24 protein-coding genes and 1 tRNA gene are annotated in these 24,469 nt (G+C 72.6%); 14 read left to right on the top strand and 11 right to left on the bottom strand.

Annotated features, from left to right (window positions below; translation table 11 throughout):
- The first annotated feature begins 161 nt into the window (after positions 1–161).
- From PV343_RS15990 to PV343_RS15980, 3 genes are read left to right on the top strand one after another with little or no spacing between them, the layout of a single operon-like run.
- Entirely contained in the window at positions 162–905 is a 744-nt protein-coding gene (locus PV343_RS15990) for a HEAT repeat domain-containing protein (protein WP_319147688.1), read from the top strand.
- On the top strand, positions 899–2,020 hold the full coding sequence (locus tag PV343_RS15985) for a MerR family transcriptional regulator (protein WP_319147570.1): 1,122 nt from the start codon (positions 899–901) through the stop codon (positions 2,018–2,020). The genes PV343_RS15990 and PV343_RS15985 overlap by 7 nt, the downstream gene beginning before the upstream one ends.
- A 10-nt stretch (positions 2,021–2,030) precedes the next feature.
- A complete protein-coding gene (locus tag PV343_RS15980) occupies positions 2,031–2,951 on the top strand; it encodes an aminoglycoside phosphotransferase family protein (protein WP_319147569.1) in 921 nt (306 codons plus the stop codon).
- A 30-nt stretch (positions 2,952–2,981) separates the two neighbouring features.
- Here the strand turns inward: PV343_RS15980 and PV343_RS15975 are convergent, their stop codons facing one another.
- The gene (locus tag PV343_RS15975) at positions 2,982–5,081 is read right to left on the bottom strand and encodes a HelD family protein (RefSeq protein ID WP_319147568.1); all 2,100 of its coding nucleotides are present in this window, start codon (positions 5,079–5,081) and stop codon (positions 2,982–2,984) included.
- A gap of 128 nt (positions 5,082–5,209) precedes the next feature.
- The gene (locus PV343_RS15970) at positions 5,210–5,758 is read right to left on the bottom strand and encodes a putative immunity protein (protein ID WP_319147567.1); all 549 of its coding nucleotides are present in this window, start codon (positions 5,756–5,758) and stop codon (positions 5,210–5,212) included.
- 103 nt (positions 5,759–5,861) lie between these two features.
- On the opposite strand from PV343_RS15970, the gene PV343_RS15965 reads away from it, so the two are divergent.
- Positions 5,862–5,936: transfer RNA gene (locus PV343_RS15965), tRNA-Trp, on the top strand.
- Between the two features lie 54 nt (positions 5,937–5,990).
- On the opposite strand, the gene PV343_RS15960 is transcribed toward PV343_RS15965, so the two are convergent.
- Positions 5,991–7,076: a helix-turn-helix domain-containing protein gene (locus tag PV343_RS15960; protein WP_319147566.1), complete on the bottom strand. Its 1,086-nt coding sequence runs from the start codon at positions 7,074–7,076 to the stop codon at positions 5,991–5,993.
- Between the two features lie 100 nt (positions 7,077–7,176).
- On the opposite strand from PV343_RS15960, the gene PV343_RS15955 reads away from it, so the two are divergent.
- Complete coding sequence (locus PV343_RS15955) at positions 7,177–8,424, top strand: MFS transporter (protein WP_319147565.1); 1,248 nt, start codon at positions 7,177–7,179, stop codon at positions 8,422–8,424.
- A gap of 31 nt (positions 8,425–8,455) precedes the next feature.
- Here the strand turns inward: PV343_RS15955 and PV343_RS15950 are convergent, their stop codons facing one another.
- A complete protein-coding gene (locus PV343_RS15950) occupies positions 8,456–9,148 on the bottom strand; it encodes a DUF4232 domain-containing protein (RefSeq protein ID WP_319147564.1) in 693 nt (230 codons plus the stop codon).
- Between the two features lie 356 nt (positions 9,149–9,504).
- Between PV343_RS15950 and PV343_RS15945 the strand changes: the two genes are divergently transcribed.
- The gene (locus PV343_RS15945; protein ID WP_319147563.1) at positions 9,505–11,811 is read left to right on the top strand and encodes a helix-turn-helix domain-containing protein; all 2,307 of its coding nucleotides are present in this window, start codon (positions 9,505–9,507) and stop codon (positions 11,809–11,811) included.
- 222 nt (positions 11,812–12,033) lie between these two features.
- Here PV343_RS15945 and PV343_RS15940 read toward each other — a convergent pair whose 3' ends face one another.
- From PV343_RS15940 to PV343_RS15925, 4 genes are all read right to left on the bottom strand, one after another.
- The gene (locus tag PV343_RS15940; protein WP_319147562.1) at positions 12,034–12,651 is read right to left on the bottom strand and encodes a TIGR03086 family metal-binding protein; all 618 of its coding nucleotides are present in this window, start codon (positions 12,649–12,651) and stop codon (positions 12,034–12,036) included.
- A gap of 75 nt (positions 12,652–12,726) precedes the next feature.
- Positions 12,727–13,371, bottom strand: coding sequence for a TetR/AcrR family transcriptional regulator (locus PV343_RS15935; RefSeq protein WP_319147687.1), 645 nt, complete (start codon positions 13,369–13,371; stop codon positions 12,727–12,729).
- Between the two features lie 153 nt (positions 13,372–13,524).
- Entirely contained in the window at positions 13,525–13,962 is a 438-nt protein-coding gene (locus PV343_RS15930) for a subtilase-type protease inhibitor (protein ID WP_319147561.1), read from the bottom strand.
- Positions 13,963–14,259: 297 nt separating this feature from the next.
- Positions 14,260–15,165, bottom strand: a complete 906-nt coding sequence (locus tag PV343_RS15925; RefSeq protein ID WP_319147560.1) for an arginase family protein — start codon at positions 15,163–15,165, stop codon at positions 14,260–14,262.
- Between the two features lie 117 nt (positions 15,166–15,282).
- Between PV343_RS15925 and PV343_RS15920 the strand changes: the two genes are divergently transcribed.
- The 6 genes from PV343_RS15920 to PV343_RS15895 all read left to right on the top strand — a co-directional run bounded on the left by PV343_RS15920 (position 15,283) and on the right by PV343_RS15895 (position 21,233).
- A complete protein-coding gene (locus PV343_RS15920; protein WP_319147559.1) occupies positions 15,283–16,023 on the top strand; it encodes a VOC family protein in 741 nt (246 codons plus the stop codon).
- Positions 16,024–16,245: 222 nt separating this feature from the next.
- Positions 16,246–17,016 carry a L,D-transpeptidase family protein gene (locus PV343_RS15915; RefSeq protein ID WP_319147558.1) on the top strand — a complete coding sequence of 257 codons (771 nt, stop codon included), beginning with the start codon at positions 16,246–16,248 and terminating at the stop codon, positions 17,014–17,016.
- A gap of 584 nt (positions 17,017–17,600) precedes the next feature.
- Positions 17,601–19,244, top strand: coding sequence for a M4 family metallopeptidase (locus PV343_RS15910; RefSeq protein WP_319147557.1), 1,644 nt, complete (start codon positions 17,601–17,603; stop codon positions 19,242–19,244).
- Between the two features lie 158 nt (positions 19,245–19,402).
- Entirely contained in the window at positions 19,403–19,816 is a 414-nt protein-coding gene (locus PV343_RS15905; protein WP_319147556.1) for a cytidine deaminase, read from the top strand.
- Positions 19,817–19,931: 115 nt separating this feature from the next.
- The gene (locus tag PV343_RS15900) at positions 19,932–20,678 is read left to right on the top strand and encodes an alpha/beta hydrolase (protein WP_319147555.1); all 747 of its coding nucleotides are present in this window, start codon (positions 19,932–19,934) and stop codon (positions 20,676–20,678) included.
- A 153-nt stretch (positions 20,679–20,831) separates the two neighbouring features.
- A complete protein-coding gene (locus PV343_RS15895; RefSeq protein WP_319147554.1) occupies positions 20,832–21,233 on the top strand; it encodes a PPOX class F420-dependent oxidoreductase in 402 nt (133 codons plus the stop codon).
- A 148-nt stretch (positions 21,234–21,381) separates the two neighbouring features.
- Here the strand turns inward: PV343_RS15895 and PV343_RS15890 are convergent, their stop codons facing one another.
- Positions 21,382–21,849, bottom strand: coding sequence for a tectonin domain-containing protein (locus PV343_RS15890; protein ID WP_319147553.1), 468 nt, complete (start codon positions 21,847–21,849; stop codon positions 21,382–21,384).
- A 241-nt stretch (positions 21,850–22,090) separates the two neighbouring features.
- A complete protein-coding gene (locus PV343_RS15885; protein WP_319147552.1) occupies positions 22,091–22,336 on the bottom strand; it encodes a DUF5133 domain-containing protein in 246 nt (81 codons plus the stop codon).
- Between the two features lie 260 nt (positions 22,337–22,596).
- On the opposite strand from PV343_RS15885, the gene PV343_RS15880 reads away from it, so the two are divergent.
- Entirely contained in the window at positions 22,597–23,094 is a 498-nt protein-coding gene (locus PV343_RS15880; protein WP_319147551.1) for a hemerythrin domain-containing protein, read from the top strand.
- Between the two features lie 80 nt (positions 23,095–23,174).
- On the top strand, positions 23,175–23,567 hold the full coding sequence (locus tag PV343_RS15875) for a DUF2267 domain-containing protein (protein WP_319147550.1): 393 nt from the start codon (positions 23,175–23,177) through the stop codon (positions 23,565–23,567).
- A 61-nt stretch (positions 23,568–23,628) separates the two neighbouring features.
- On the opposite strand, the gene PV343_RS15870 is transcribed toward PV343_RS15875, so the two are convergent.
- Complete coding sequence (locus PV343_RS15870) at positions 23,629–24,054, bottom strand: DUF6003 family protein (protein WP_319147549.1); 426 nt, start codon at positions 24,052–24,054, stop codon at positions 23,629–23,631.
- Positions 24,055–24,469: the final 415 nt, after the last annotated feature.

The following is a 24,469-nucleotide window of genomic DNA, read 5'->3' as shown; positions in this document are numbered from 1 at the left end:
GACCGTACTCGGACCCGTGCGACCGGAGCCCCGAGATCCCTGACCGCACACCTCATTGAATAACACCGGAAGTCGCTTCGCCCACACCAGCGGATCACGCGCCGACCGCGCACAGTGAGGGACCGGGCTTGACCTTGACACGTTGGTAAGGTGTGCCCTGGCTGCAGGAGGTGGTCCCGATCAACGTGACCAACGGAACACCGCAGCACACCCGCGTCGCCGACGCACTGAGCGCCGACAACGCGTCGGTCCGGCTCCGGGCAGCCCTGGCCGCCGGCTCGTCCGCCGATCCCGGCTTCCTGGAACCGCTCGTCGAGCGGTGCGCGACCGAGCCCGACTTCTTCGTGCGCGACATGCTGTCCTGGGCACTGACCCGGCTCCCACCGGAGTTCGCCCTGCCCCGGATCCGCCAGGAGCTCGACTCCGAGCACGCCCAGGCCCGCAGCCAGGCCCTGCACACCCTCTCCAAGATCGGCGACGGGAGCGCGTGGCCCTGGATCACGCGTGACACGCTGCACGACGCGGACGAGGAGGTCGCACGGACGGCGTGGCGCGTCGCGGTCGCCCTCGTGCCCCAGGATGAGAAGAAGGACCTGGCCGCCGAACTCGTCACCCAGCTCGGCCGCGGTGACCGCGGCGTGCGGCTGAGCCTGAGCCGCGCCCTCGTCGACCTGGGACACGAGACCGAGGCGGTCCTCGCGAAGGCCGCCGAGCATCCCGACGCCGCGGTGGCCGCGCACGCCCGCGCCACCGCCTGGCTCCGGCGCAACCCGGAGGCCGGTCGCGACGAGGCGATGCGCGTCGTCATGCTCGGCCCGGAGCGAGCGGCCGCGGCCGACACGGTCGCGTCGGGGACCGCCGGGATCCCGAGCGCCGGGGAACCCGGGGAGACCGTGCGGTGCTGATCGGTGAAGTGGCCCGCCACTCCGGGGTGAGCGCGAGGATGCTCCGGCACTACGACGCCCTGGGGCTGGTGCGCCCGACCGGCCGCACCACCGGCGGCTACCGCGAGTACTCCGCCGAGGACGTCCGCAGGATCTTCCACGTGGAGAGCCTGCGGTCCCTCGGGCTCTCGCTCAAACAGATCGGGCGCGCGCTTCAGGACCCGGTCTTCACACCGTCCGCCCTCGTGAGCGACCTGATCCGGTGGACGGAGGACCGCCTGGAGCGGGAACGCGAGCTGCTCGAGCGGCTCCGCGCGATCGACGCGTCGGCACCCGCCGGCTGGCAGGACGTCCTGCGCGTCGTCGAACTCATGCAGGGGCTCGACTCGGCCAGTGCCGCGCGCAGGCAGCAGACGGTCCTGGCCGGGCCGGACGCCGGAGCGGTCCCCGCCGAGCTGCTGGCCGGCGCGGTCCTCAGCGAACCGGACCCCGTCGTCGCCGGCGCCCTGCGCTGGGCGCTCGCCCGGTCGGGAGCCGGCGCCGTGGCGACACTGACAGCGGGCGTGCGCGCGGAGGACGTCGCGGTGCGTCGGCGCGCGGTGCAGGCCGTCGCGGCGATGCCCGAGGCACCGGGGGCGGCCGCCGCGCTCACGGGCGCGCTCGGGGACCCGGACGCGACGGTGCGTGGGCACGCCGCTCTTGCACTGGGCAGGCGCGGCGTGCACGCGGCCGTGCCGGCACTCGTCCGCATGGTGGTCGAGGGGCGGAACGACGTCGACGCGGCGGAGGTCCTGGGAACGCTGGCCCAGGACCAGGGCCAGGACGGTGATCAGGACCAGGACCCGGGCCAGGAGCAGAGCGACGGCGACCACGACCAGGACCACGGCCGGGCCCCGGCGCGGGCGGACCGGATCCTGACCGCGCTGGCCGACGAACTCGCCCGCCCCACAGCGGACTCCGCGACCCGTATCCGCCTCACTCAGGCACTGCTCGAACTGCCGGGAACCACCGCGCGGGACACCCTGGCCCACCTGGCCCGCGACGACGACCCCGCTGTCGCCCTCATCGCCTCGGCCTTCTCCGCAGTCCTCGACGAGCGGGTGCCTCAGGAGACACGAGGTGGCCCCGGAGCCTAGGTTGCTCCGCATGACCCGCACGGAGATCGAGATCACGGCGGAGCTGGTCCGGGACATCCTCCGCGAGCAGCACCCCGACCTGGCCGACCGCCCCCTGGAGCTCGGCGCGCGGGGCTGGGACAACCAACTGTGGCGCCTCGGCGACGACTTGGCCGTACGGCTGCCCTGGGCGACACAGGACGCCGATGAGCTGCTGCGCAAGGAGCACGCGTGGCTGCCCGGCCTCGCGCCGCGCCTTCCGCTGCCGGTTCCCGTCCCGCAGCGGCTCGGGGAGCCCTCCGCCCGGTTCCCGCGGCCTTGGACCGTGACCACGTGGGTTCCGGGCGAACCGGCCGACCGCGCCCCCGCCACACGCGCCGCGGACGCGGCCGACAGCCTGGCCGCCTTCCTGACGGCCCTCCACCGGCCGGCGCCCGACGGGGCGCCCCTCGGCCGTGACCGCGGGGGGCCGTTGGCCGACCTCGCCGGGCACTTCGCGGGCGGGCTCGCCTCGGCCACCGAACTGCGGCTGGTCCCCGACCCGGACGCCGTCCGCGCGGTCTGGGAGGACGCCGTCGCCGCGCCGTGCTGGACGGGCCCCGCCGTGTGGCTCCACGGCGACCTCCACCCGGCCAACATCCTGACCCTGGACGGCACTTTCTGCGGTGTGATCGACTTCGGCGACCTCTGCGCCGGTGATCCGGCCTGTGACCTCGCCGCCGCCTGGATCCTGCTGCCGGACGGCGCCACCGACCGCTTCCACGCCGCGTACCGGCCGGCCCCGGACGCCGCGACCCTGCGCCGCGCCCGAGGCTGGGCGGTACTGCGCGCCCTGGGCGGCCTCCTCATCGGCGAGGCGGGCGTCCACGGCGGCCCGGGCGGGAAGCCCACCTGGGGGCCACCCGCCCGCATCGCCATGCGACGCCTCACCGAGGCGGCCCGCCTCGGCTGAGACGGGGGCGACACCGCTGGGGGACCGGTCTCAGCTCGTCGCTTTCCCGGCAGGCGTGACGGTGAGGGTGCACAGGCGCTTGGTGGCGCGGGTGAGGGCGACGTAGAGGTCGCGCTCGCCTCCCGGGCGGGCGGCGGTGATCCCGTCCGGGTCGACCACCACGGTGGCGTCGAACTCCAGGCCCCGGGCCTGGGAGGCCGGCACCAGTCGGGCGTGGTGCTCGATGCCGGCGGCCATGAGCTGCTCCGTTCTCTCGTCGGCGCAGATCACCCCGGCCAACTCGCCCGGGTGCGCGGCGGCTTGGTCCCGCAGCTCGCGCAGGAGCGCGGTGACGAGTGCGTCCGGGGTGGTGGCGAGGTTCCGGGGCACCTCGCCGTGCCGGATCGACCGGATCGTGGGCCGGCCGGGGGCGATGCGGGCGAGCAACTCGTCTGTGACGGCGAGGATTTCCTGCGTGGTCCGGTAGCTGACGGTCAGGGTGCGCAGGTCGAAGCGGCGACCGAGCTCCGGGCCCAGCGCCTCCTTCCAGTCGCGGGCCACCGTCGTCGGTCCCGCCTGGGCGAAGTCCCCGACCAGCGTCATCGACCTGCCCGGGCAACGCCGCACGATCATCCGCCACTGCATGACGGTGAGTTCCTGGGCCTCGTCGACGACGACGTGGCCGAAGACGTGCTCGGGCGGGCCGTCCACCAGGCTCGCCGCCTCGTCCAGGAGCGCCACGTCGGCGTCCGTCCAGGGCGCTCCGGGTGCACGCCGCAGCAGCGCCCGCTCGCCGGCGGTGAGCCGCGGCAGGAAGGCGGCCAGCGCGTCGGCATCCGTCAGCAGGGCCTCGACCACGCCGGCGGGCGTCAGCCGCGGCCACAGGTCCTCGACGGCCCGATCGAGCAGGGCGTCGTCCAGCAGGTCGGCGCGCACGGTGTCGGCGTCGAACTCGTCGGCACCGGTGGAGGGCGCGTCCTCGATGCCGAGGCTGCGCAGGTCCGTTGCCGCGGCCCGGTCGAGGTCGAGGCCGGTCAGCTGGGCCACCTCGGCGTCGATGCGTTCGAGCGCCTCGGCGCCGCTGCGGGCGAGCTCCCGGACGAGGGCGTCGACCAACAGCTCCTTGAAGTGCCGACGGGCCCGGTTGTGCGCGAGACCGCTGGTCCGCGCCGACTCCCGCGCGTGGACGACGTCCCGGTCCGGCAGGCGGATCCACTCCTGTCCGACCGCGATCTCGAAGCGGCCGCCCGGGGCCTGCCGCGAGCGGAGCGCGGCAGCCAGCCCGTCGGCCAGCGCTGCACCGCCCTTCAGGCGGGCCACCTCGACGGGGTCCGAGGCGCTCGGCGTGACGCCGGCCAGTTCCTCGCAGGTCGCCAGGACGACGTCGTTCTCGCCGAGCGAGGGCAGGACCTGGCCGATGTATTCGAGGAACCGTGCGTTCGGGCCCAGCACCAGCACGCCGCGCTCGGACGCCTTCGGGAACGCGTACAGCACGTACGCGGCACGGTGCAGCGCCACCACCGTCTTGCCGGTGCCCGGACCGCCCTGCACCACCGTCACCCCGCGGTGCGGCGAGCGCACGATGGCGTCCTGCTCGGCCTGGAGCGTGGCGACGGCCGTACCCATACGGCCCGTTCGCCGCTCCTGGAGCGCCGCCGTCAACGGGTCGTCGCCGACCACGTCCTGCCCGGTCGGCGCCGAGCCGTCGAGCAGCTCGTCGCTCACACCCACCACCGAGCGGCCCGCCAGGCGCAGATGGCGGCGCCGCCGCAGCTCCATGGGGTGCACCGGCGTGGCCTCGTAGAAGGGCCGCGCGGCCTCCGCCCGCCAGTCCACCAGGACGGGCAGCTCGTCCGACTCCCTGTACAGTCCCAGCCGCCCGATCCGCAGGACGGTTCCGTCCGCCCGGTCGATCCGGCCGAAGACCAGCCCCTCCTCGGCCCCCTCAAGACGGCGTACCTCTCGCGCCAGCCGCCCGGCCGCCACCTCCCGCTCGTACACCTCCCCCGCGCCGTCGGCCGGCGACGCGAGCACGGCCGCCAGCTCCTCCCGCGTCCCGGTCAGCCGCTCGTCGAACAGCTCGCCGATGAACGAGACTTGAGCCCGCTCGAGCTCCACCTCGCGCGCGGTGACGTCGTTGATCTGAGTCAAGAAAAAGCCCTCTCGGCTCGACCGGCCATCTGTCGAGGCGCCACTATGCAGAGGCTTTCCGGGAAAGTAAATATTGACCAAACCGGGTGGAACGTGTCCTCCGGCGCGGTAGCGCGCCCGCAGGCGGTTCAGGTACCGGGGGTCAGCGAACGGAGCTCGCCGTCGAGGACGCGGATCAGCTCACCGACCCGTCCGCCGCCGCCCGGCGCCGCCGGGAACCGCTTGAGCACGTCGACGACGACCGGTGTCGCGCGGCGCACCGTCCGCTCGAGGCTCGCGGCGCCGACGTCCCGTTCGTCGCCGGCGACGAGTTCGGCGGCCCTGGCCGCGTACGCGCCGGCTCCGAGGATGTGCTTGACCTGGGTGGGCTTGGCCAGCGGATGCAGGTAGGCGGAGCCCGCCGCCGACATCGCCGCCCACGCGGCCTCCCGCGCAGCCGGGGTCCCCGCGCTCCTGGCCGCCTTGAGGGCCGCCGACGCCGTGTCGCGCAGCGCCTTCCCGCGTTCGCCGCCCCGGGCGAACTCCCACGCGGCATCGACGGCCTCCCGGGGCCGCGCGTCGTCCGGTCGGTCGGCCTCGAACACGTCGAGCACCGTCTCCGCGCACGCGGCGGCGAACGCCGCGACCTCCCGAAGGTCCCGCTTGCTCAGAACGATCTCGCCCGCGCCCTCTGTCATGGGTCCATTGTCAGGGTTCGTTGTCGTGGGTTCGCTTCCCCCGATCGCGATGTTCCGGACCGGCGCCCTTCGGCCGTCGGAACGCATACGATGCGAGGCAAGCGGAGTCGTAGCGCAGAGGTCGTCGCGCGCGGTCTCCAAAATCGCGAGGACGCCGGTTCGATTCCGGCCGGCTCCGCCCACTTCAGCCGTGTGAGACGCGCACACGGCGGCACACCGGCGATGATTCGGCTCAGCGCAGTACGGCCGCCAGCAGGTCCGTGCCGAGTGCCGTCAGGTCCGGCACGTTGAGGCTGTGGCGGACGTAGCGGCCCTCTCGGCGGGCCGTGAGCAGGCCCGCGCGGCGCAGGACGGCCAGATGGCGGGAGACCTCCGGCGCCGAGAGCTCCCAGGCGTGCGCCAGCTCGCCGGTGGTGTGGGGGCCGCGAGCCAGGGTGCGCAGCAGCCGCAGCCGTACGGGATGCGCGAGCGCGTCGAGGCGCAGCGTCACCGTCTCCAGCGGTACCGGCTCCGACGGAGTCGGCTCGGCCACGGGGTACTGCACGACCGGATGCCACCCCGGCGCGTGGACGGCCACCAGGTGCGGGCGGCCGTAGACGCTCGGGATGAAGGTGACCCCGCTCTCGCGGGCGCTGGTCGCCTTGTCCTGCACCTTGTCGACGACGATGCAGTCGCCGTCCGGTGCCAGGGTGACCGCGCCGGAGACCGAGGCGAGCGCCGCGCCGATGCCCTGACGCCTCAACAGGTCCTTCTTCAGGCGGAGATCGGTGGCGAGCCGGACGGCGACGCCCGTCCAGGCGGTGTCGAAGAACGCGGCGGCGCACCGCTCCAGGGTGTCCCGTACCCGCGCCCGCACCGCTGCCGGGTCGGCCAGCAACCGCTCCGCGAAGGCCTCCTGCAGCGCGCCGCGCGCCTGGGCCACGTCCAGGGCGCGCTCGCGGGCCGTCGCGTCGGTCAGCGGCGACCTCCCGGCGAAGTGGACCCGGTTGCTGCCGCACGTGGTGACGAGCGCGGCGGTCACGTACCGCTCGTCCTCGATCCGGTCCACGTCGTCCAGTTCCTCGGCGAGGGTCGGCCGGGGCCGGCCGGGGATCATGAAGTCGGCCTGCGAGGACCGCCAGAGGAACTCCGCCTCCCTGAGCCGCTCGGCCAGCTCCGGCGACAGCCCGGCCCAGACGTCCGCGGCCCACCCGGCGAGCTGCGGATGGTGACCGGGTTCGGCCAGGACATGCAGCATCGCGGTCAGCTCGGCCAGCGGCGAGGCAGCGAACCGCACCCCGTCGGCCGGCTGACCGCCGATGTCGATCCTCAACGTCATCCCGCCATCATCACCGCCTCGACAGCCGTCGGCGAGGTGGGTTGACGGTTCCCGTCAACCCACGTGCCCGGCCGATCAGGCGCCCGCACCGTCTGACGTCATGGCAACCACCACCAAGATCAGGCCCCGCAATCTCGTCCGCGCCTCCGGAGGCCCCCGCTACGCCGTCGCCCTGGCCGTGGACGCGCTCGGCACCGGACTGCTGCGGCCGTTCCTGCTCCTGTACGGGGTGACGGTACTGGGACTGTCCGCGCCGGTCACCGGGGCCGCCATGACGGCAGGCGTCGTCGCGGGTCTCGTGTGCGTACCCGCCGTGGGCCGATGGCTCGACCGGGGCGCACGCAGCACGGTCGTGGCGGCGTCGATGCTGGTACGGGTGCTCGGCGTGGCGCTGCTGCTGGCCACCCCCGCGGGGCACGTGTGGCCGTTCGCCGCGGCGGCGCTCTTCCTCGGCATCGGCAACCAGTCCTGGCCGGTCGCCCACGCGGCGCTCGTCGCCACGGTCGCCCACGGCCGGGAACGCGACACGGCGCTCGCCGCGGGCCGTGCCCTGCGCAACGCCGCTCTGGGCGTCGGCGCGCTCATCGCCACCGTGACCCTGACGGGCGGCACCACCGCGCTGCGGGCGCTGGCCGCCGTCACCGGACTCGCGTACCTCGCCGCCGCGGCCCTGGCCTGGTCGGTCCACCTGCACGCGCGCCCGGCCGCAACCCCGGGCAGGGAGTCCGGCGCAGGGCCCGCGCCCCGGCTGCGCGCCCTGCTCGCCGCCAACGTCGTCTACGTCTTCTGCCTCAACGTCCCCGAGATCGCGCTGCCCCTCGTCCTGGTCGTCCAGCTGCACGCCTCCCCGGTGTGGTCGGCGGCGATCTTCGTGGCCAACACGGTGCTGGTGGTCACGTTGCAGGTGCCGGTCACCATCCTGATGTCCCGGTTCTCCCGGGGTACGGCGCTCGCGCTGGCCGGGGTGGTACTCACCGCCTCCTACCTCGGCTTCCTGGTGGCCACCTCACTGGGCCGGGGCTGGGGTGCACCGGCCGTCGCCGTCGTGTCCGTGGTGTGCACCCTCGGCGAGATCGTCTACGCGGGCAGCGCCACCGCGCTGGTCACCCGTCTCGCCCCCGCCCATGCCCTGGGGCGCACCCTCGCCCGCCTCGAGCTCTCCACCGGCTTCGGCCTGGCGGTCTCCCCGGCGGTCATCACCGCCCTCGCGCCCCACGGCCCGGCCGCCCTGTGGGGCAGCCTCGCCGCCGCGACACTCCTGTCCGCCTCCGTCGTCGCCACGGACGAAGGGGCCCGGCAGCCGCGAGCACCCCGGCCCGGGCCTGTGCCCGGACCGGAGTGCTCGTGACGCAGGGCCGCTCCACACGCAAGCGCGCGGCTCAGAAGTCGTCGGCGCCGTTGCGGAGTTCGGGGGTCCAGTAGCCGGTGAGCGCCTTGGCCGGGTCGACGGCGACACCGCCACTGCCGGGTGCGTTGACAGCGATGACGGTGGAGTCGCCCTCCAGCACGACGGAGAACGCCGACACGGGCTCGTCGTCCTCGTCGACGCCGCCGTCCGACAGCTTCACCAGGGCGTAGGCGGGAGCCCCCGCGGTGAGCACGACCGGCGAGGCCGGCTTGCTCTTGGCGACGGCCGGGACGTCCTGCTTGTGGCTCTCCAGGAACTGGATGTGCGGCGCGCCCGCCAGCCGGCAGGAGTGGCCGGAGGTGTTCTTCGCCGTGAGGACGATGTGCGTGGTGGGCGGGCCGCCCTGGGTGGCGGCGGTGACCCTGACGTCCCGCGCGGTGCAGACCCGGGTGGCGGCGGACGCCGGCTCACCGGTCGAGCCCGTGGAGCCGCCCTCGTCGGCGCGGTCCGTCGAGCCCTGTGACGCCGTCGCCTGCGCCTGACCGGTCGAGTCCTTCGTGCCGGACGCGCCGCTCTGTTCGCCGCCGGCCGCCTTCCCGGCCGTCGAAGAGGTCGCCGCGGGAGCCGACTTGGTGGATGCGTCGCTCTGGCAGGCGGTGAGGGTCAGCGCGAGGGCCGCGCCGGCCGTGGCGAGCAGCATGGAGTGGTGACGCGGAAGGTTCATGGAAAGTTCCCCGTGAGTGGTGCGGGGCCGCGGCTGGTGCCGGCGGCCGGGATCGTTCTGACTGGGTGGTGCGGTGTCTCCCCGTTTCGCGCCCGTCGCGCGTACGCGGTGGTCGACGGGCGGCGAGCCGGTCGGTGCCCGTCCCCGGTCCGGACGAGGTCCGGTCCGGCGGCACCGTCCGTGGCGGACCGGTCGTCCGGGCTCCGTCCGTCCGGGAGGAGAGGTCCCGCGCCTGCCCTCAGTCGACCACCGGCCGGATTCGCGTCCCAGGCGGTTCCACCAGCAGAACTACCGTCCGTCATACTTCTGCCGGGGGGCTCGCGTCCGGACGAGCCGGATGATTGGGGGACATCGACGTGCGTGGTGGCACGCCTTCCACCGAGGACTTCGGGCAGCGGCTGCGCCTGCTGCGGACTCGTGCCGGAATGAGCCAGGAGGCGCTGTCGCACTCCGCCGGGGTGAGCGTCAGGGCTCTGGCCGACATGGAGCGCGGCCGCACCCGAGGGCCGCAGCGCCGTACGGTCCAGGCGCTGGCCGAAGCACTGGGACTGGACGACGACGAGGCGGCGGGCCTGGAGGCGTCCGCCGCGCTGGGGCGCCCACGCCCTCGGACGGCCGAAGGCCCGGCCGCGCCCGTCACGTTGGCCCTGCCGCGCGACATCCAGGACTTCACCGCACGCGACGCGGCCCTCGCCCGCCTGCGGGACCTGGCGCAGCACGCCGGCCCGGACCGGCCGCTGGTCGCCGTGGCCGCCGGACAGCCGGGACTGGGCAAGACCGCGTTCGCCGTGCACGCCGCCCACCGTCTCGCCCCGCACTTCCCCGACGGGCAACTCGCCCTGGACCTGCACGGCATGGACGCGGAGCCGACCACTCCCCGTGACGCGCTGGCCCGGCTGCTCGGCGCCATGGGCATCGCCGACGCCGCGATGCCGGCCGGCACCGACGAGCGCGCGAGCCTGTGGCGCTCCCTGGCCGCCGAGCGCCGGCTGCTCCTGCTGCTGGACAACGCCACCGACGAGGCCCAGGTCAGCCCGCTGCTGCCTGGCACCGGCCCGTCACTGACCCTCGTCACCAGCCGTCAGGCCCTGGCGGGCCTGACCTCCGTCCACCGCTGCGACCTGGCCCTGCTGCGGCGCGAGGAAGCGGTGGAACTGCTGAGCCGTATCGTCGGCCCCGAACGGGTGCGGGCCGAAGCGCAGGCCGCGCGCGACCTCGCCGATCTGTGCGGGCACCTGCCCCTCGCCGTCCGGATCGCCGGACAGCGCCTCCTGAGCCGCCCCCACGAACGCCTGGGCAAGCTCGTCGCCCGACTCGCCGCCGAGGGCCGACGACTGGACGGCCTCCAGGCCGGCAGCCTGCGGGTGCGCGCCGCCTTCGCGCTCTCCTACCGCCAACTGCGCGAGGAGTCACGGACGTTCCTGCGCCGCGCCGCACTGGCCGCGGGCGCGGACTTCAGCCCGGAGACCGGCGCGCTCCTGGCCGGGCTGCCCTACGACGAAGCGGTCGCCTGCGCCGAGGAACTCACCGACGCCGGACTCCTCCAGAGCGATCCCGTCGCCGAGCGTTACCGGTTCCACGACCTCCTCAGGCTCTACGCGGCCGAGCAGGTCGAGGCCGAGGACGGCCCCGCCGTGCGCGACGCGGCCCTCGACCGCACCACTCAGTGGATGCTGTCCCGGGCCACCGCCGCCGCGCTGCGCTTCGACGTCGACCACGACCACACGACGCCGTCCGCCGACCCGGACCCGGAGGGGGCGCCCACCGGCCGGGAGGAGGCGCGGGCCTGGCTGGAGGCCGAGCGGGCCCAGTGGCTCGCCGCACTGCGCCGCGCCCACGACACCGGGCGGCACCGGCAGGTGCTGGACACGGCGGAGGCGATGCACTGGTTCTCCGACCTCAACCAGCACTGGGAGCAGTGGGTCGAGGTCTTCCAGCGCTCCTCCGACTCCGCCCGCGCACTGGGCAGCAGGCGCGAGGAGGCGGCCCATCTCAACTACCTCGCCTGGGCCCACAACCTCTGCGTCCACGACCCCAGGTCGGCCCTGGTGGCCGCCGACGCCGCGATCGTGGCGGCCCGCGACAGCGGTGACGGACTCCAGGAAGGCTGGGCACTCGGCTACGCCGCGGGAGCCCTGCACCGACTGGACCGCACCGACGAGGCCCAGACGCGACTCCGCGAAGCGGCCCACTGTCTCTCCTCGCAGAGCTCACCCCAGGCGAGGCTGGCCGAACTGACGATCCTCAACACCCTCGGCACCCTGCTGCGCCAGATCGGCCGGGCGACGGAGGCCCTGGACATCCACCGCCGCAGCGAGCAGATCTGCCGGGCGGGCGTCCCGGGCCGTACGGATGAACTGATCGCGTTGTACCACGCGGTCGCCCGGCAGCAGATCGGCAACGACCTGGCGGCCCTTGAACGCTGGCAGGAGGCGGAGCCGCCGCTCCGGCAGGCGCTCGAAGCATTCGAGACCGCGCAGATGCCGGCCTGGGCCGAACAGGCCCGGCTCGACCTCGGCCAGGTGCTCGGCGCCCTGCGCCACCCCGAGGCCAGGGAGACACTGGTCGCCGCCCGCGACGCCCTCGCCGGGCTGAGAAGCCCACGACAGGACGAGGCCGCCACCGCACTCGCCGCACTCGACCAGGATCCCGCGGGCATGTGACCGTCCCGCGAACTCCGCCCGGACCTCCGCGACCCGGCCGCCCGCCGGTACGGGCTGGCGAACTCCGGTGAGCCGACCTGGCCTGCGGCGGCCCAGCACCCACCGGGCTCACGCGCGTGCGGGTCCCGGCTCCCACTCACGTGCGTGCGGGCCTCGGCGCCGCCCTCGGGCGCGTCGGACCCCAGCGCTGTGCTCACGTGCGTGCGAGACCCGGCACCGTACTCACTCCCGTACCGGCCACCGCTCCGGCCGCCGCCCGAGCAGTCGCAGCGTCTCCTCCAGTGGCCCGGACCCCGCGGCCTCCTCGGGCGCCCGCACCACCGGGGCGAAGGCGAAGCCGGGGCCCCGCAGCGCCGGGTCGGCGGGGACGCGCCGGGCGACGGCGAGTGCGGCGCCGAGCACGTCTTCCGGCAGCCGCACGCGCAGACCGAGGGTGGCGGCGACGTCCCACGCATGCGTCACGTAGTCGACGAGATGGAAGCCGACGGCTCTGCGGCCGGCGAAGCCGCCGCCCACCTCGGGCAGTGCGAACTCCTTTTCCGACACGCCCGGTTCGGCGAACGCGTCGAGTACGGCCGCGGCGGCCGCGCGGTGGGTCTTCGCCGGTTCGCTCATGTCACGCGGCTCCCGCCAGTGGGCGGCGTCCCGCCCCTCGCCCCGCGCGGCGGCCGCGAAACCGTGGTGCTGAGCCGTCATGTGCGCCACGAGCCGGCGCAGCGTCCACCCCGCGCAGGGGGAGTCGCGCTCCCAGTCGCCCTCCCCGGCCAGGTCCACCACACGGACCGCCTCGCGCACGGCGATCCGGTCCAACTCGACGAGGTCCGCTTCACTGGGTGTCATGGACCGAGGCTAGAACTGTGCGAACGGTCGTGCTACTTGTTTTTCAGGCGAGACCCGAAGCAACCCAGCCCGGGTTCAGTCGACTTGGGGCACCAGGTGCGGGTCGACCGCGGCCGCCCCCAGGCGTGCGGCGATCCCCGTGCGGGCCCGCCGGTAGGCCGTCTCCTCGCCGTGCAGGACCGCTATGCCGTTGGCCGTCTCCATCAGCGCCAGCAACTCGAAGACGAGCTGCGAGACATCGATGTCGGAGTGCAGTTCGCCCGCGTCACGCGCCTCGGCGACAATCTCCTCCACATGGGCCGACCAGTCGCGCTGGGCACGGACCACGGCGTCGTGCACAGGCCCCGAGCGGGCGTCGAACTCGGCGATGATCTCGTAGAAGAAGCAGCCGCCGGGGAAGACGCGGGTCCGTGAGTACTCCAGCCATGCCTCGCACAGCCGCCACACCCGCAGGACCCCGGCGGGCTGGGCCGTCACCGGACGCAGCACCCGCTCGGCGAAGACGCGTCCCGCTTCGCGCACGGTGGCGAGCTGCAGTCCCTCCTTGGAGCCGAAGAGCGCGAACACCCCGCTCTTGCTGAGCCCGAGTTCCGTCGCCAGCCGGCCGACGGAGAGGGCGTCGAGGCCCTCGATGGACGCGATCTCGACGGTCCGGCCCAGCACGAGCTGCCGTGTCCGGTTCCCCCGCTCGACTCGCCCGTCCGGCCGAGTCGTGGATATGCCCTTGCCTGCCACGCTGGGAACAGTAGCGCGTGGCAGGCAAGGTTCGTCTCGTCGGCGTGGGCTCACGCCCGCGGCGGCCGGGGTCGGGTCACGGGCGCGGGTCCCCCGCCCCTGACGGCCGTAGGCCGGACCCGTCGACCGTCGGCGGGGTCAGAAGTTGAGGAGACTGTTCTGCTGGACGGCGTTGGCCATTTCGCAGGAGTTCGCAAAGGTGTGTTTCCAGGAGGTGCGCGTGCCCTGCCAGACACCGTCGACGGTGACGGTGACCGGGGACCACAGTCGCGTGCAGGCCTGGCCGGGCGCCGTGGACAGCAGCGAGTCGAGCTTGCCGTCGGCGGAGCGCAGGTCCGCGCACGCCCCGGCGGGGTCGGGATGGGTGCCGCTCGCGCCGGGCATACAGCTCAGGGTGACTGCGCGAGCTGCGGTGTCGGTCGTCCCGCCGGGGTAGGACACGGTGAGGACCAGTGCCGAGGGCGCGTACAGGCTTGCCGGTGCCGCGGTGGCGGTGGCCGAGGTGACGGCGAGCGCTCCACCGATCAGTGCGGTGGCGGCTGCGGCGGTGACGGCGAAGCGCAGGTTCGTGCGCATGAATGCTCCTTCTGAGGGTCGGGGCCTTGTGGGCCGGGAGCAGCTTCGCCTGAGCAACGGGGCAAGGCCAGTTGACCAACCGTGTTTGAGACGTGCCGCACCTGTGCGCGAGATGTGAATGCCGTGTGGGCTGGTCACGGGCGCGGTGGACACCGCGTAAGTCATTATTCAGTTCGGATAGGTGTGAATCTGACTAGTCTTGGTAGGGGAAAAGCCCAGGTCGCCATGGTCATCACACGCGCAGAATGGCTGGAAGTGACGACCTGCCTACCCTCCGCGCCCAACGCGAGCCGCCCGTCAGTCCTCCTCGAAAGCCGCTACGACGAGGTCGGTGAGGAGCGCGCCGGCGGTCCCGTCCGGGTCGAGGTCGGGGTCGTAGATGGTGACGTTGAGTCCGACGCAGCGCGGGGAGCGGACCAGGGGGCGCAGCAGGACGGCCACCTCCTCCGGCAGCAGACCGTCCGGGTCGGGGCTGTCGACCGCCGGCATGACGGTCGGATCCAGTACGTCGGCGTCCAGGTGGACCCAGAAGCCGTCGAGTTCCGTGTTCTCCAGGCTGTGCGCGGTCGCCGTACCGACTCCGCCGGGGTCCGACCGCCGCAGCTCCGAGACGGTCAGCACGGGGACCTCCAGCGCGCGCAGTTGACGGATCTCCAGGTCGTCCGCGTAGGCGTCCCGGATACCGAAGGCGCGGATGTCCTCGTCCCTCAGGTAGGGCCGGCGCCCTTCGAGGTCGGTCAGGTCGGACTGGCCGCGCCCGGTGGCCAGGGCGAGTTCCTCGCCACCCGCGGCGCCGATCCGGTCGGAGTTGTCCGGGCTGCGGAAGTCGGGGGAGGCGTCGATCGACACGAGTCCGTAGCGGCCCAGGCGGCGAAGTGCCAGGGAGGCGCCCAGCTGGATGGAGCAGTCGCCGCCGAGGACGAGCGCGAAGTCCCCGGCCGACACATGCCGTTCGACACGGTCGGCGAGCCGGACCGTGTAGGCGGCGATGGCGGCTGCGTTGAAGACACCGTCGCCCTCCCGCCAGTCGCCCCGGTCGTAGCGGGGTGGTACGACGACACCGCCCTCCACCGCGCCCAGGCGCCGGGCGATCCCGTTCTCGCGCAGCGCCCCGGCGAGTTTGTGGCAGCCGGGCACGGTGCCGGGGACGGGTGGCCTCAGGCCGAGGTTGGAGGGGGCGTCGATGATCACGATGTTCCGCATACGGATCATCCTCGCCGGGCCCCGGCTCCCGGGCAACGGATCATGTGCTGAGCGCAGTTGGCGGGCCGGAGCCTGTGGTCGGCGCGCCGTGTGACCCGGCGTGCATAGGATCACCGCATGGCGCTGCGACCCGTTCACGTGATCATGAAGGCGCTCGACGCCTCGGCGGTCGGCCGGTTCTGGGCCGAGGCGCTCGGCTGGAGTGCTTACAGCCCCGGCCTGACCACGTACGTCGGACCCCACGGCGGCCTGGTCTGGCCGCACCCGGTCGCCGTCGGCGTCGACGTCGTGCCCGTCCCGGATCCGAAGACACCGGCGAAGAACCGCGTGCACCTCGATCTCGCCACCACCTCCGCCGACCACCAGGCGGAGTTGGTCGCACGGCTCCAGGCCCTCGGCGCGAGGCCCGCCGACGTGGGCCAGGGCGAGGTGCCCTGGACGGTCCTCGCCGACCCGGAGGGCAACGAGTTCTGCGTGCTGGAGCCCCGGGAGGTCTACCGGGACACCGGCCCGATCGCCGCGCTGGTGGTCGACTGTGTGGACCCACGGCTCATGGCCCGCTTCTGGGGTGAAGCCCTGGACTGGACCCTGCGCGAGGTGTCCGACGACCACGCGGTGCTGCGCTCGGCCCAGGACGTCGGCCCGTATCTGGAGTTCCTCCGTACGCCCGGCGGGAAGACCGTGCCGGACCGCGTCCATCTCGACCTGCTGCCGTATGCCGGGGACGACAAGGCGGCGGAGGTGGAGCGGCTGCGGGCGCTCGGCGCCACCGACCTGGACGTCGGCCAGGGCGACGTCCCGTGGACGTGTCTGACCGATCCGGAGGGGCACGAGTTCTGCGTCCTCGCCCCGTCCTGACACGGAGCCACGAGGGCCGGCCAGGCCTCACCCTCCCGGCCGCCACCCTCCCGGCCCTCACCCGCCCGCCCTCGACCAACCGGCCGAGAGTCGTTCACCGCCGCGGGTCACCGGCCCGAGAGGGGTGCTCCCACCGCGCAGGCGCCTGCGCCGAAAGGAGCAGTTGGGCCGGATGCCGCGTCCGGATGCGCCTCGCGTCCGCGTCGCCGCAGGATCTGGACCATGCGGAACTTCGAGGTGACCCCGTCCTGTCGTCGGCCGGTGCGACGCGGCGGTGCGCGCCATGCCATATCCGTCGCCGTCGCCTGTGGCGTCCTGCTGGCCGGTGCCACGGCGTGCGGTCAGGAGACCGACCGGACGACCCCCGGCGCGCGCGGCGGCGCCTCGGCCCGTCCCGGCCAGGGCGTGGGCACGCGTCTTCCGGGTGTCGGCGACCGGATGTGGAGTCAGGTCCCGGCCGACACCGGACAGGTCGTGGTCGTCTACGGCGAGGGTCGCGACTCGGCCGACAGTCTCGTCGTCCTGTACCAGAAGCGGGACTCGACCTGGCACCGGACGGACAGCTGGTCCGGCCACAACGGCAAGCAGGGCTGGACGACGGACCACCACATCGACGACGAGCACAGTCCTGTCGGTGTCTTCACGCTCACCGACGCGGGAGGCTCGCTCGCCGACCCCGGGAGCCGGCTCAGGTACTGGTACGACGACAACGCCTACGCGACCATGCTGAACCCCGAGCCGGCCCACCTTCACGACTTCGACTACGTCATCGCCATCGACTACAACCGGCTCAGGGACGCCCCGCCGTTCGACTGGAGCCGACCCGACGGTGTGGAGAAGGGCGGCGGGATCTGGCTGCACATGGACCACGGTGACGGCACCTCGGCATGTGTCACCGTCCCCGAGTCCGGGATGAAGACGCTCCTGCACACCCTGGACCCCGCGCAGCACCCCGTCGTGGTCATGGGGGACCGCGACCGCCTCGCCTCCTGACCACCGCAGGACCGCCCGCCGCCCCTGTGCGGGACGTCCGGTCTTCGCATGCGGCCCGGGTGCTGTCACCGGCACCCGGGCCGCCGTATGCCCCCGGGCGGAGTGTGTGGCGGCGATGACCGCCCAGTGAAGGTCACGTGGGGGAGTTGTCGTATTTGATCGTCGCGCATAGCGGAGACGCAACGGCTGCGGTTTTCTCGTGTGCACCTCTCCAACCCCCCACAGCATTTGGAGACTTCATGCGCCGCGCCGTTCTCGGCCTGCCCGCGACCGTTTCACGCCCGATCGGTGGCTGGCCTCGCTCGTCACCCGTATGAGCTGAGCCCTCCGACCGGCCCACCGAGAGCCGACCGCTGCCGAACGCGCCCTCGATGCGCGTGGCGGCGACTCGACGTGCCGTTTTCCCAGTTCAGGGCGGTCGGCCGATTCTCGACCAACATCACTCGGCGGGTAGTGACATGTACACGACATAGATGTCAGTCTCTGTTCACCCGCTGCACGAGCACGACCTGTTCCCACCAGCCGTTCCGGCCGGCCCCATCCCGGGCGGGCGGCGTTCCCCCCACAGCAAGGAGCCCCTTCTCGTGAGCTTCCTCAACACGCGCCACAAGCGCAGCACTCTGGCCATCGCTACCGCGGTGGCGGCCGGAGCTCTCCTGTCCACCGGTCTGGCCACCACCGCCTCGGCGCAGATCCCGGCCGGTTCCGCGTCCTCGAAGCCGCTCGCGGCCCCGGTCACGCTGTCGGCCGCCGCCCGCACCACGCTGGTCCGGCAGGCGCGGGACGGCGCCGCCGCCACCGCGCGGCGAATAGGTCTCGGTGCCGAGGAGAAGCTGGTCGTCAAGGACGTCGTGAAGGACGCCGACGGCACCGTGCACACCCGCTACGAGCGCACTTACGCGGGTCTGCCCGTACTCGGCGGTGACCTGATCGTGCACACCGCTGAGTCGGGCAAGACCGAGGGCGTCACCCGGGCGAACAAGTCGGCCATCAAGGTGACCTCGCTCTCGCCGCGCGTCTCCGCCGCCCATGCGGAGGAGCAGGCGGTGTCCGCGGCGAAGACCCTCGGCTCGGCCAAGTCCTCGGCGGACGGCGCGCGCAAGGTGATCTGGGCCGGCTCCGGCAAGCCCGTGCTCGCCTACGAGACGGTCGTCGGCGGTCTCCAGGACGACGGCACGCCCAACCAGCTGCACGTCATCACCGACGCGGCTACCGGCAAGAAGCTCTTCCAGTACCAGGGCATCGAGACCGGCGTCGGCAACACCCAGTACAGCGGCAAGGTGGACCTGACGAGCACCCAGTCCGGGTCGTCGTACACCCTCACCGACGGCACTCGCGGCGGCCACAAGACCTACAACCTCGACCACGGCTCGGACGGCACCGGCAAGCTGTTCACCCAGGACAACGACACCTGGGGCGACGGAAAGGTCTCCAACGCGGGCACCGCCGCGGCCGACGCCGCCTACGGCGCGCAGGAGACCTGGGACTTCTACAAGAAGACCTTCAGCCGCAGCGGCATCAAGAACGACGGTGTCGGCGCCTACTCGCGCGTGCACTACGGCAACGCCTACGTGAACGCCTTCTGGGACGACAGCTGCTTCTGCATGACGTACGGCGACGGCGCCAAGGACGCCGACCCCCTGACCTCGCTGGACGTCGCGGGCCACGAGATGAGCCACGGCGTCACGTCCAACACCGCGGGGCTGGAGTACTCCGGTGAGTCCGGCGGCCTGAACGAGGCCACGTCCGACATCTTCGGCACCGGCGTGGAGTTCTACGCGAACAACTCCACCGACGTCGGCGACTACCTCATCGGCGAGAAGATCGACATCAACGGGGACGGCACCCCGCTGCGCTACATGGACAAGCCCAGCAAGGACGGCGGGTCCGCCGACTACTGGTCCGCCGACGTGGGCAACAAGGACGTGCACTACTCGTCCGGCGTCGCGAACCACTTCTTCTACCTGCTGTCCGAGGGCAGCGGCGCGAAGACGATCAACGGTGTGAACTACGACTCGCCCACCCAGGACGGCTCCAAGGTCACCGGGATCGGGCGCGACAAGGCGCTGCAGATCTGGTACAAGGCGCTGACCACGTACTTCACCTCGACGACCAACTACAAGGCGGCCCGCGAAGGCACCGTCAAGGCGGCGACGGACCTGTACGGCGCCGACAGCACCGAGGCGAAGACGGTCGCCGCGGCCTGGACCGCGGTCAACGTCAGCTGAGCCCGCACCCGCATGACGCCGAGGGCGGCACCAGGGACGAACGACCCCCTGCTGCCGCCCTCGGCACGTGTGTCTTCGCAGCGGTGGCACCGATATTCGCTTGCACACCCCTCGGCACGCGGGCCAACGTCACCTGACACCTGACGAAGGCGGAGACGATGACCACGCAGCCAACCCCCGTCGACCACGAACTCATCGCGGCCGCGGCGCACGTCGCCCGCACGCGCTGCCGGGGCGACAACCACACCATGGCCGCCGCGGCCCGCGCCCGGGACGGCCGGATCGTCACCGCGGTCAACGCCTACCACTTCACCGGCGGTCCCTGCGCCGAACTGGTCGTCATCGGCGCGGCGGCCGCGCAGGGTGCCTACGACCTCCACACGATCGTCGCCGTCGGCGACCGAGACCGGGGCGTCGTCCCCCCGTGCGGCCGATGCCGCCAGGTCCTCCTCGACTACTTCCCCACCCTCGACGTCATCGTCGGCCACGGCGACCGCCTCCGAACCGTCCCGATCACCGACCTGCTACCGGAGAGCTACGTCTGGGCCGACCACCAACTCGACGCCGAGTAACGGCTTTTGCGGGCCCGGATCGGCTCGCGGGCGGACTCCCTGGCGCCGTGCCAGGCCGGTGAACGCGCGCGGATAGGGTGACACCGTTCGTGCCATACGAGTCGGGGGAGTCGTCATGACCACAGAAGTCGTCGTCAGGACGGGGCTCACGTACGGGTCTGGCGGCAAACTCATGGACGTGTATCGACCTGCGGGTGCTTCGGGGCCGTCCCCGACGGTGCTGCTCTGGCACGGCCGGGGCCCTGACGAACGGGATGTCCTCGCGCCGGTCGCCCGCGCCACCGCGGAGCTCGGCGTCATCGCCCTGGTGCCCGACTGGCGACCCGACGCCGCGGACGGCGGACGAACGCACCTGCTGGACTCGGCGCTCTTCGCGCGGCAGCACGCGGACGACTTCGGCGGTGACCCCGAGCGGATCGTGCTCGCCGGTTGGTCACTGGGCGGCAAGGCCGCGGTGGGCGTCGCCGCGAATCCTGCCGCGTTCGACGACTGGAGGCCGCGAGCCGTCGTGGGCATCGCCGGCGCGTACGGAACGGTGGCGCCGAGCACCGGTACCGCCCCGCTCGACGACCTCCGGCGGAGTCGCAGCCAGGCGCCACCAGCACCGGTGTGGCTGGTGCACGGCACTGCCGATCCAGTGGTGGACGTCGAGCGCTCACGCGAGTTGCGCACGGCTCTGGAGAAGGAGAACTGGCCGGTCTCGCTCGACGAGGTCGCGACCGATCACGCCGGCGTCATCATGACGGAGTTCGTCCCCGAGCAGGACCGCTGCCTGCCCAGCACCGCCAACCACGCCGTCGCGGCCGGAAAGAGAACTGCCCTTGCACTGGCTGCTGCCGCTGGAATCCGGCCTGCACGGTAGGCCGCCGGTGCGGGGGCTAGACCGTCACTCGGATCGTGGCCCCGCTGTCGGCGAGCGGTCCGGCGCTCCCCCCGGGGCGTGGCACGCCTCCCCGGGCGTGGCCTGCGGGCTACCGTGGCAGCCCGGTTGGGTGATCGTGCGACGGAGGAACCTGTGACCGTGCTGCTCGGTGAGGATCTCGTGGCGCTGTTGCGCCGTCCGGCCACCTGTTACGTCGCCACCGTCATGCCGGACGGTTCGCCTCAGGTCACGCAGACGTGGGTGGACACCGACGGGCGGCATGTGCTGATCAACAGTGTCGACGGGAACCAGAAGACCAGGAACCTCGCCCGTGATCCGCGGATCGCGGTGGCCGTGGCGGATCCCGCGGAACCGGCGTCGTACGTCCAGATCCGGGGCCGGGTGGTCGAGGTGCGGACGGAGGGGGCCGTCGAGCACATCGAGTCGCTCTCCCAGAGGTATCTCGGTCGCCCGTACCCGTGGTTCGGCGGCCGGGACCAGGTCCGCGTCATCTACGTGATCGAACCGGACCGGATCAGCAGCCCGCGTGGATAGTCGTTCGGCAGGGCAGGGCAGGGCAGCGGGGTGCTTCGGCCGCGCCCTCGGCCCGTTCCGGTAGGAGCCCCGTGTCTCGCAGCGCGGTGCACCGCGACGACGTCCGGGACGTCGCCGCGGCGCACCAGGCGCTGCGTGGGTGAGCAGGTCAGCCGGGGAAGTCGCCGGTGTAGCGGTAGATGTTGCCGTTGGCGTTGACGCCCCAGACGGTGCCGTCGGCGCCGGCGCCGATGTCGGTCAGTCCGCCGGGGATCTGGATCCAGGGACTCGCGTCGTTGTTGGTGTAGTGGTAGACGTTCCCACCCGCGTTCGTGCCCCACACCGTGGTGCGGGAGCCCGCCGCGATCGACTTGAGGCCGCCGTTGATCTGCTTCCAGTGGCCGCTTTCCTGGTCGCCGGTGTAGCGGTAGATGTTGCCCGCGGAGTTGACGCCCCAGACGGTGCCGTCGGCGCCGGCGCCGATGTCGGTCAGTCCGCCGGGGATCTGGACCCACGGGTTGGCGTCGTTGTTGGTGTAGCGGTAGATGTTGCCCGCGGAGTTGACGCCCCAGACGTTGGTCCTGGACCCCACCGCGATGCGCGTCAGTCCGCCGCTGATCTGCTTCCAGTCGGCCATGCCGTTCGTTCCTTCCGCTCAGAGGATCGTGCGAGGGAACGATCCCCGGGCGGAATGAATGATTCGTCGACCAGCAAGGCGGTCGACCGGACGGTTTGTCCTAAAAGCTCACGTTTGCGCAGGCTGTCGGCGCTCGCCGATGGGGGCGTGGCGAGAGGACGCATCATCAACCAGGCGTGAATCGCTGTCACCTACACGGCTCTCCCGGCGGTGGCATGTTGACGGGCGTCCGCCCGACGGGTCACGCCGCCAGGACCCGGGACGCCTTGATGTCCGCGCCGCGGTCCGCCCGGAGCCGTTCCAGAAGGTCGTCGGCCGCGGCGAGGGCCTGGTCCACCGACTCGGTGCCGGTCATGGTGCACAGCCGGGTGGAGGTTTCCTCGAGGTCCCGGCTCGACCGGCCGGTGGGCTGCAGGTCGTGCCGGAAGCGGGCCTCCGCGAAGCGGGCCAGCACTGCGCGCAGTTCCTTCTCCGCCGGCAGCAACACGGCGAAACCCCTCTCGTGCGGCGGGCCGCGATGTCAGGCCCGTGATCTCCCCGGAGCGCACGCCTCCAAGGCGGCACCACGGTTGAAGCGGAGCAAGCGCGTGCTCCGCTGGACCATGTGCCCCCGTTGGATCACCCTATGCATCGCATCCGCGACGCCCCTGTGACCAGGGAAGGCTAGGCAAAAGGGGCATAGTTGGGAATTTGTGACAGGAGTGTGGGTAGCGGAGGTGAAACCCACTCACGTAGGGAGGCGCATCCATGACACCGACCCAGGATGTCGTCGAGGTGATCCTGGAGGACCACCGGACGATGGAGGAACTGCTCCGCCTGATGCGCAGCACGGACGCCGACCGTCCGGGCGCGCTCCACGACTTCGCGCACCTGATGATCGCCCACGGCGAGGCCGAACGGGCCTCGGTGCACCCGGTCCTCACCTCCTTCGGGAACGCCGACACCGTCGAACACATCGAGGCCGCGCACCAGGAGGCCGTCAAGGTCCTCTTCGCGCTCCTCCAGGTGCGCGAGGTCAGCTCCGTCGAATGGGAGTGGAGGCTCCAGCAGTTGGCCGGCGTCACCGGCCGCCACACCGACGAGGAGGAGCGCACCCTCGTCAACCGCGTGCGGGAGAGCCTCAGTCGGCCCTGCCGGGAGGAACTCGGCGCCGGTTACGTCAGGACGAGGGCCGACCTGCTCGCGGCACGGTGCGGCAGCCTCGCCAACGTGCACCGCCTGGTGTGCGCCGCCGCACCCGTGTGACGCCCGCGTCCACCGCGATATCCCCGGAACGCGGCCGAACGGGCCACCGCAGAAGCGAGATCCGACGACTAGGAGCTGTCATGGACTGGAGTCTGGGCACCTTCCTCACCCAGGTCACCGAACGCGCGGGCTACGACAGACCGCAACAAGGAGCCAGAGCCGTGCGGGACGTGCTGGAAGTCCTCGGCGCCCACCTGGTGGGCGACGACCGCACGGACCTGGCCGCGCTGCTGCCCGACGGGTGCAAGGTCCTGCTGACGGCGGCCAGGCCGGCCAGTGAACCGCTGACGCCCGCCATGTTCGTCGAGGCCGTGGCCGACCGCAGCGACACCGACCTCGTCGAGGCCAGGCGCGAGATCGACGCCGTACTCCCCACGCTCGCCAAGGCCGCCGACGACGCACTGCTGCGCCGTCTGCTCACCCAGCTGCCGCCCGGGCACGCCGGTCTGTTCGGCTGCACCGACCCCGGGTGACGGCGGAGGGGTGCACGGAACCGGAGCCCCACGCCGTGCGGCCGGCGTGGGGCTCCGGCCGTCAGTCGCCGACGGCCTGGACGATGTCCAGCGGGTCGAGGCCGGTGAGCTGCGCGATCCGCGGTGCGGGGATGCCGGCGGTCAGCGCACGGTGGACCAGCGACTGCCAGTCCTGGGTGGTGTCCCGGAAGCTGATCAGCTCGGCCTCCATGTCGGTCACCGACCTGGGCGCGCAGGCGCGCTGCACCCGCAGTGTCTCCTCCTCGCTGAGCGGTACCGGCAGTCGTTCGGCCTCCTCGGGGACGAGCACCTCGGCGCCGGCGGGGACGATCCTGACCCGCTCGGAAGAGCTGGGGATGCCGTGGGCGTGGAGCCAGCCCAGCACCGCGGGGCTCTCGGCGCACTCCAGCTCGCCGACCGCGGACAGTGCCGCGCCGAGCAGCGGATGGCGCTCGGGGAGCACGAACAACAAGGCGTCGTCGGCCATCGCCAGGACACCCCTTTCTCACAAAGCCGGACAGGGGTCCCATGACTACCGCCTCCGGGCTCGCCGAGCCCGCATCAGCATCTCGCAGTCACCCCGGAGAGGGCTGGATCGATCGCGTGTACGCGTTTCCGAGCTGCACTCTGCCCCGATCCCGGTGGAGCAAGCCCGGCCGGGAGGATTTCCGGCTCTCCGCGTGACGCCACCCACGAGAGGCAGGTCACGTCCTAAGCGGGATCGTAGAGCGGCATGGCGGGTCGGCGCACGAGAAAGCCACGGAATGACCGATTTAGGCCATTTCTACGCCCTTGGGTAGTAGGTCACATTCTTGCGTGGGGTTTCCGCGGTCGCTAACCATGTCTCTCGTCGCCGCAAGCAGCGGGTCGGGCCGGGCGGGATCGCCGGGGCCGTCCTTGTT

It is taken from the genome of Streptomyces sp. WI03-4A (assembly GCF_033792105.1).
In the GTDB taxonomy this organism is placed as follows: domain Bacteria; phylum Actinomycetota; class Actinomycetes; order Streptomycetales; family Streptomycetaceae; genus Streptomyces; species Streptomyces collinus_A.
The sequence above is the reverse complement of the archived record's forward strand: the minus strand, read 5'-3'. Positions and strand labels throughout refer to the sequence as shown.

What these genes read in the sequence shown, in the direction of transcription:
- PV343_RS15875 (WP_319147550.1), top strand. Translation starts at nt 23,175, where the DNA reads ATGGACTGGAGTCTGGGCACCTTCCTCACCCAGGTCACCGAACGCGCG.
- PV343_RS15915 (WP_319147558.1), top strand. Translation starts at nt 16,246, where the DNA reads ATGCGGAACTTCGAGGTGACCCCGTCCTGTCGTCGGCCGGTGCGACGC.
- PV343_RS15925 (WP_319147560.1), bottom strand. Translation starts at nt 15,165, where the DNA reads ATGCGGAACATCGTGATCATCGACGCCCCCTCCAACCTCGGCCTGAGG.
- PV343_RS15890 (WP_319147553.1), bottom strand. Translation starts at nt 21,849, where the DNA reads ATGGCCGACTGGAAGCAGATCAGCGGCGGACTGACGCGCATCGCGGTG.
- PV343_RS15955 (WP_319147565.1), top strand. Translation starts at nt 7,177, where the DNA reads ATGGCAACCACCACCAAGATCAGGCCCCGCAATCTCGTCCGCGCCTCC.
- PV343_RS15980 (WP_319147569.1), top strand. Translation starts at nt 2,031, where the DNA reads ATGACCCGCACGGAGATCGAGATCACGGCGGAGCTGGTCCGGGACATC.
- PV343_RS15880 (WP_319147551.1), top strand. Translation starts at nt 22,597, where the DNA reads ATGACACCGACCCAGGATGTCGTCGAGGTGATCCTGGAGGACCACCGG.
- PV343_RS15920 (WP_319147559.1), top strand. Translation starts at nt 15,283, where the DNA reads ATGGCGCTGCGACCCGTTCACGTGATCATGAAGGCGCTCGACGCCTCG.
- PV343_RS15870 (WP_319147549.1), bottom strand. Translation starts at nt 24,054, where the DNA reads ATGGCCGACGACGCCTTGTTGTTCGTGCTCCCCGAGCGCCATCCGCTG.
- PV343_RS15970 (WP_319147567.1), bottom strand. Translation starts at nt 5,758, where the DNA reads ATGACAGAGGGCGCGGGCGAGATCGTTCTGAGCAAGCGGGACCTTCGG.
- PV343_RS15940 (WP_319147562.1), bottom strand. Translation starts at nt 12,651, where the DNA reads ATGACACCCAGTGAAGCGGACCTCGTCGAGTTGGACCGGATCGCCGTG.
- PV343_RS15950 (WP_319147564.1), bottom strand. Translation starts at nt 9,148, where the DNA reads ATGAACCTTCCGCGTCACCACTCCATGCTGCTCGCCACGGCCGGCGCG.
- PV343_RS15960 (WP_319147566.1), bottom strand. Translation starts at nt 7,076, where the DNA reads ATGACGTTGAGGATCGACATCGGCGGTCAGCCGGCCGACGGGGTGCGG.
- PV343_RS15900 (WP_319147555.1), top strand. Translation starts at nt 19,932, where the DNA reads ATGACCACAGAAGTCGTCGTCAGGACGGGGCTCACGTACGGGTCTGGC.
- PV343_RS15905 (WP_319147556.1), top strand. Translation starts at nt 19,403, where the DNA reads ATGACCACGCAGCCAACCCCCGTCGACCACGAACTCATCGCGGCCGCG.
- PV343_RS15930 (WP_319147561.1), bottom strand. Translation starts at nt 13,962, where the DNA reads ATGCGCACGAACCTGCGCTTCGCCGTCACCGCCGCAGCCGCCACCGCA.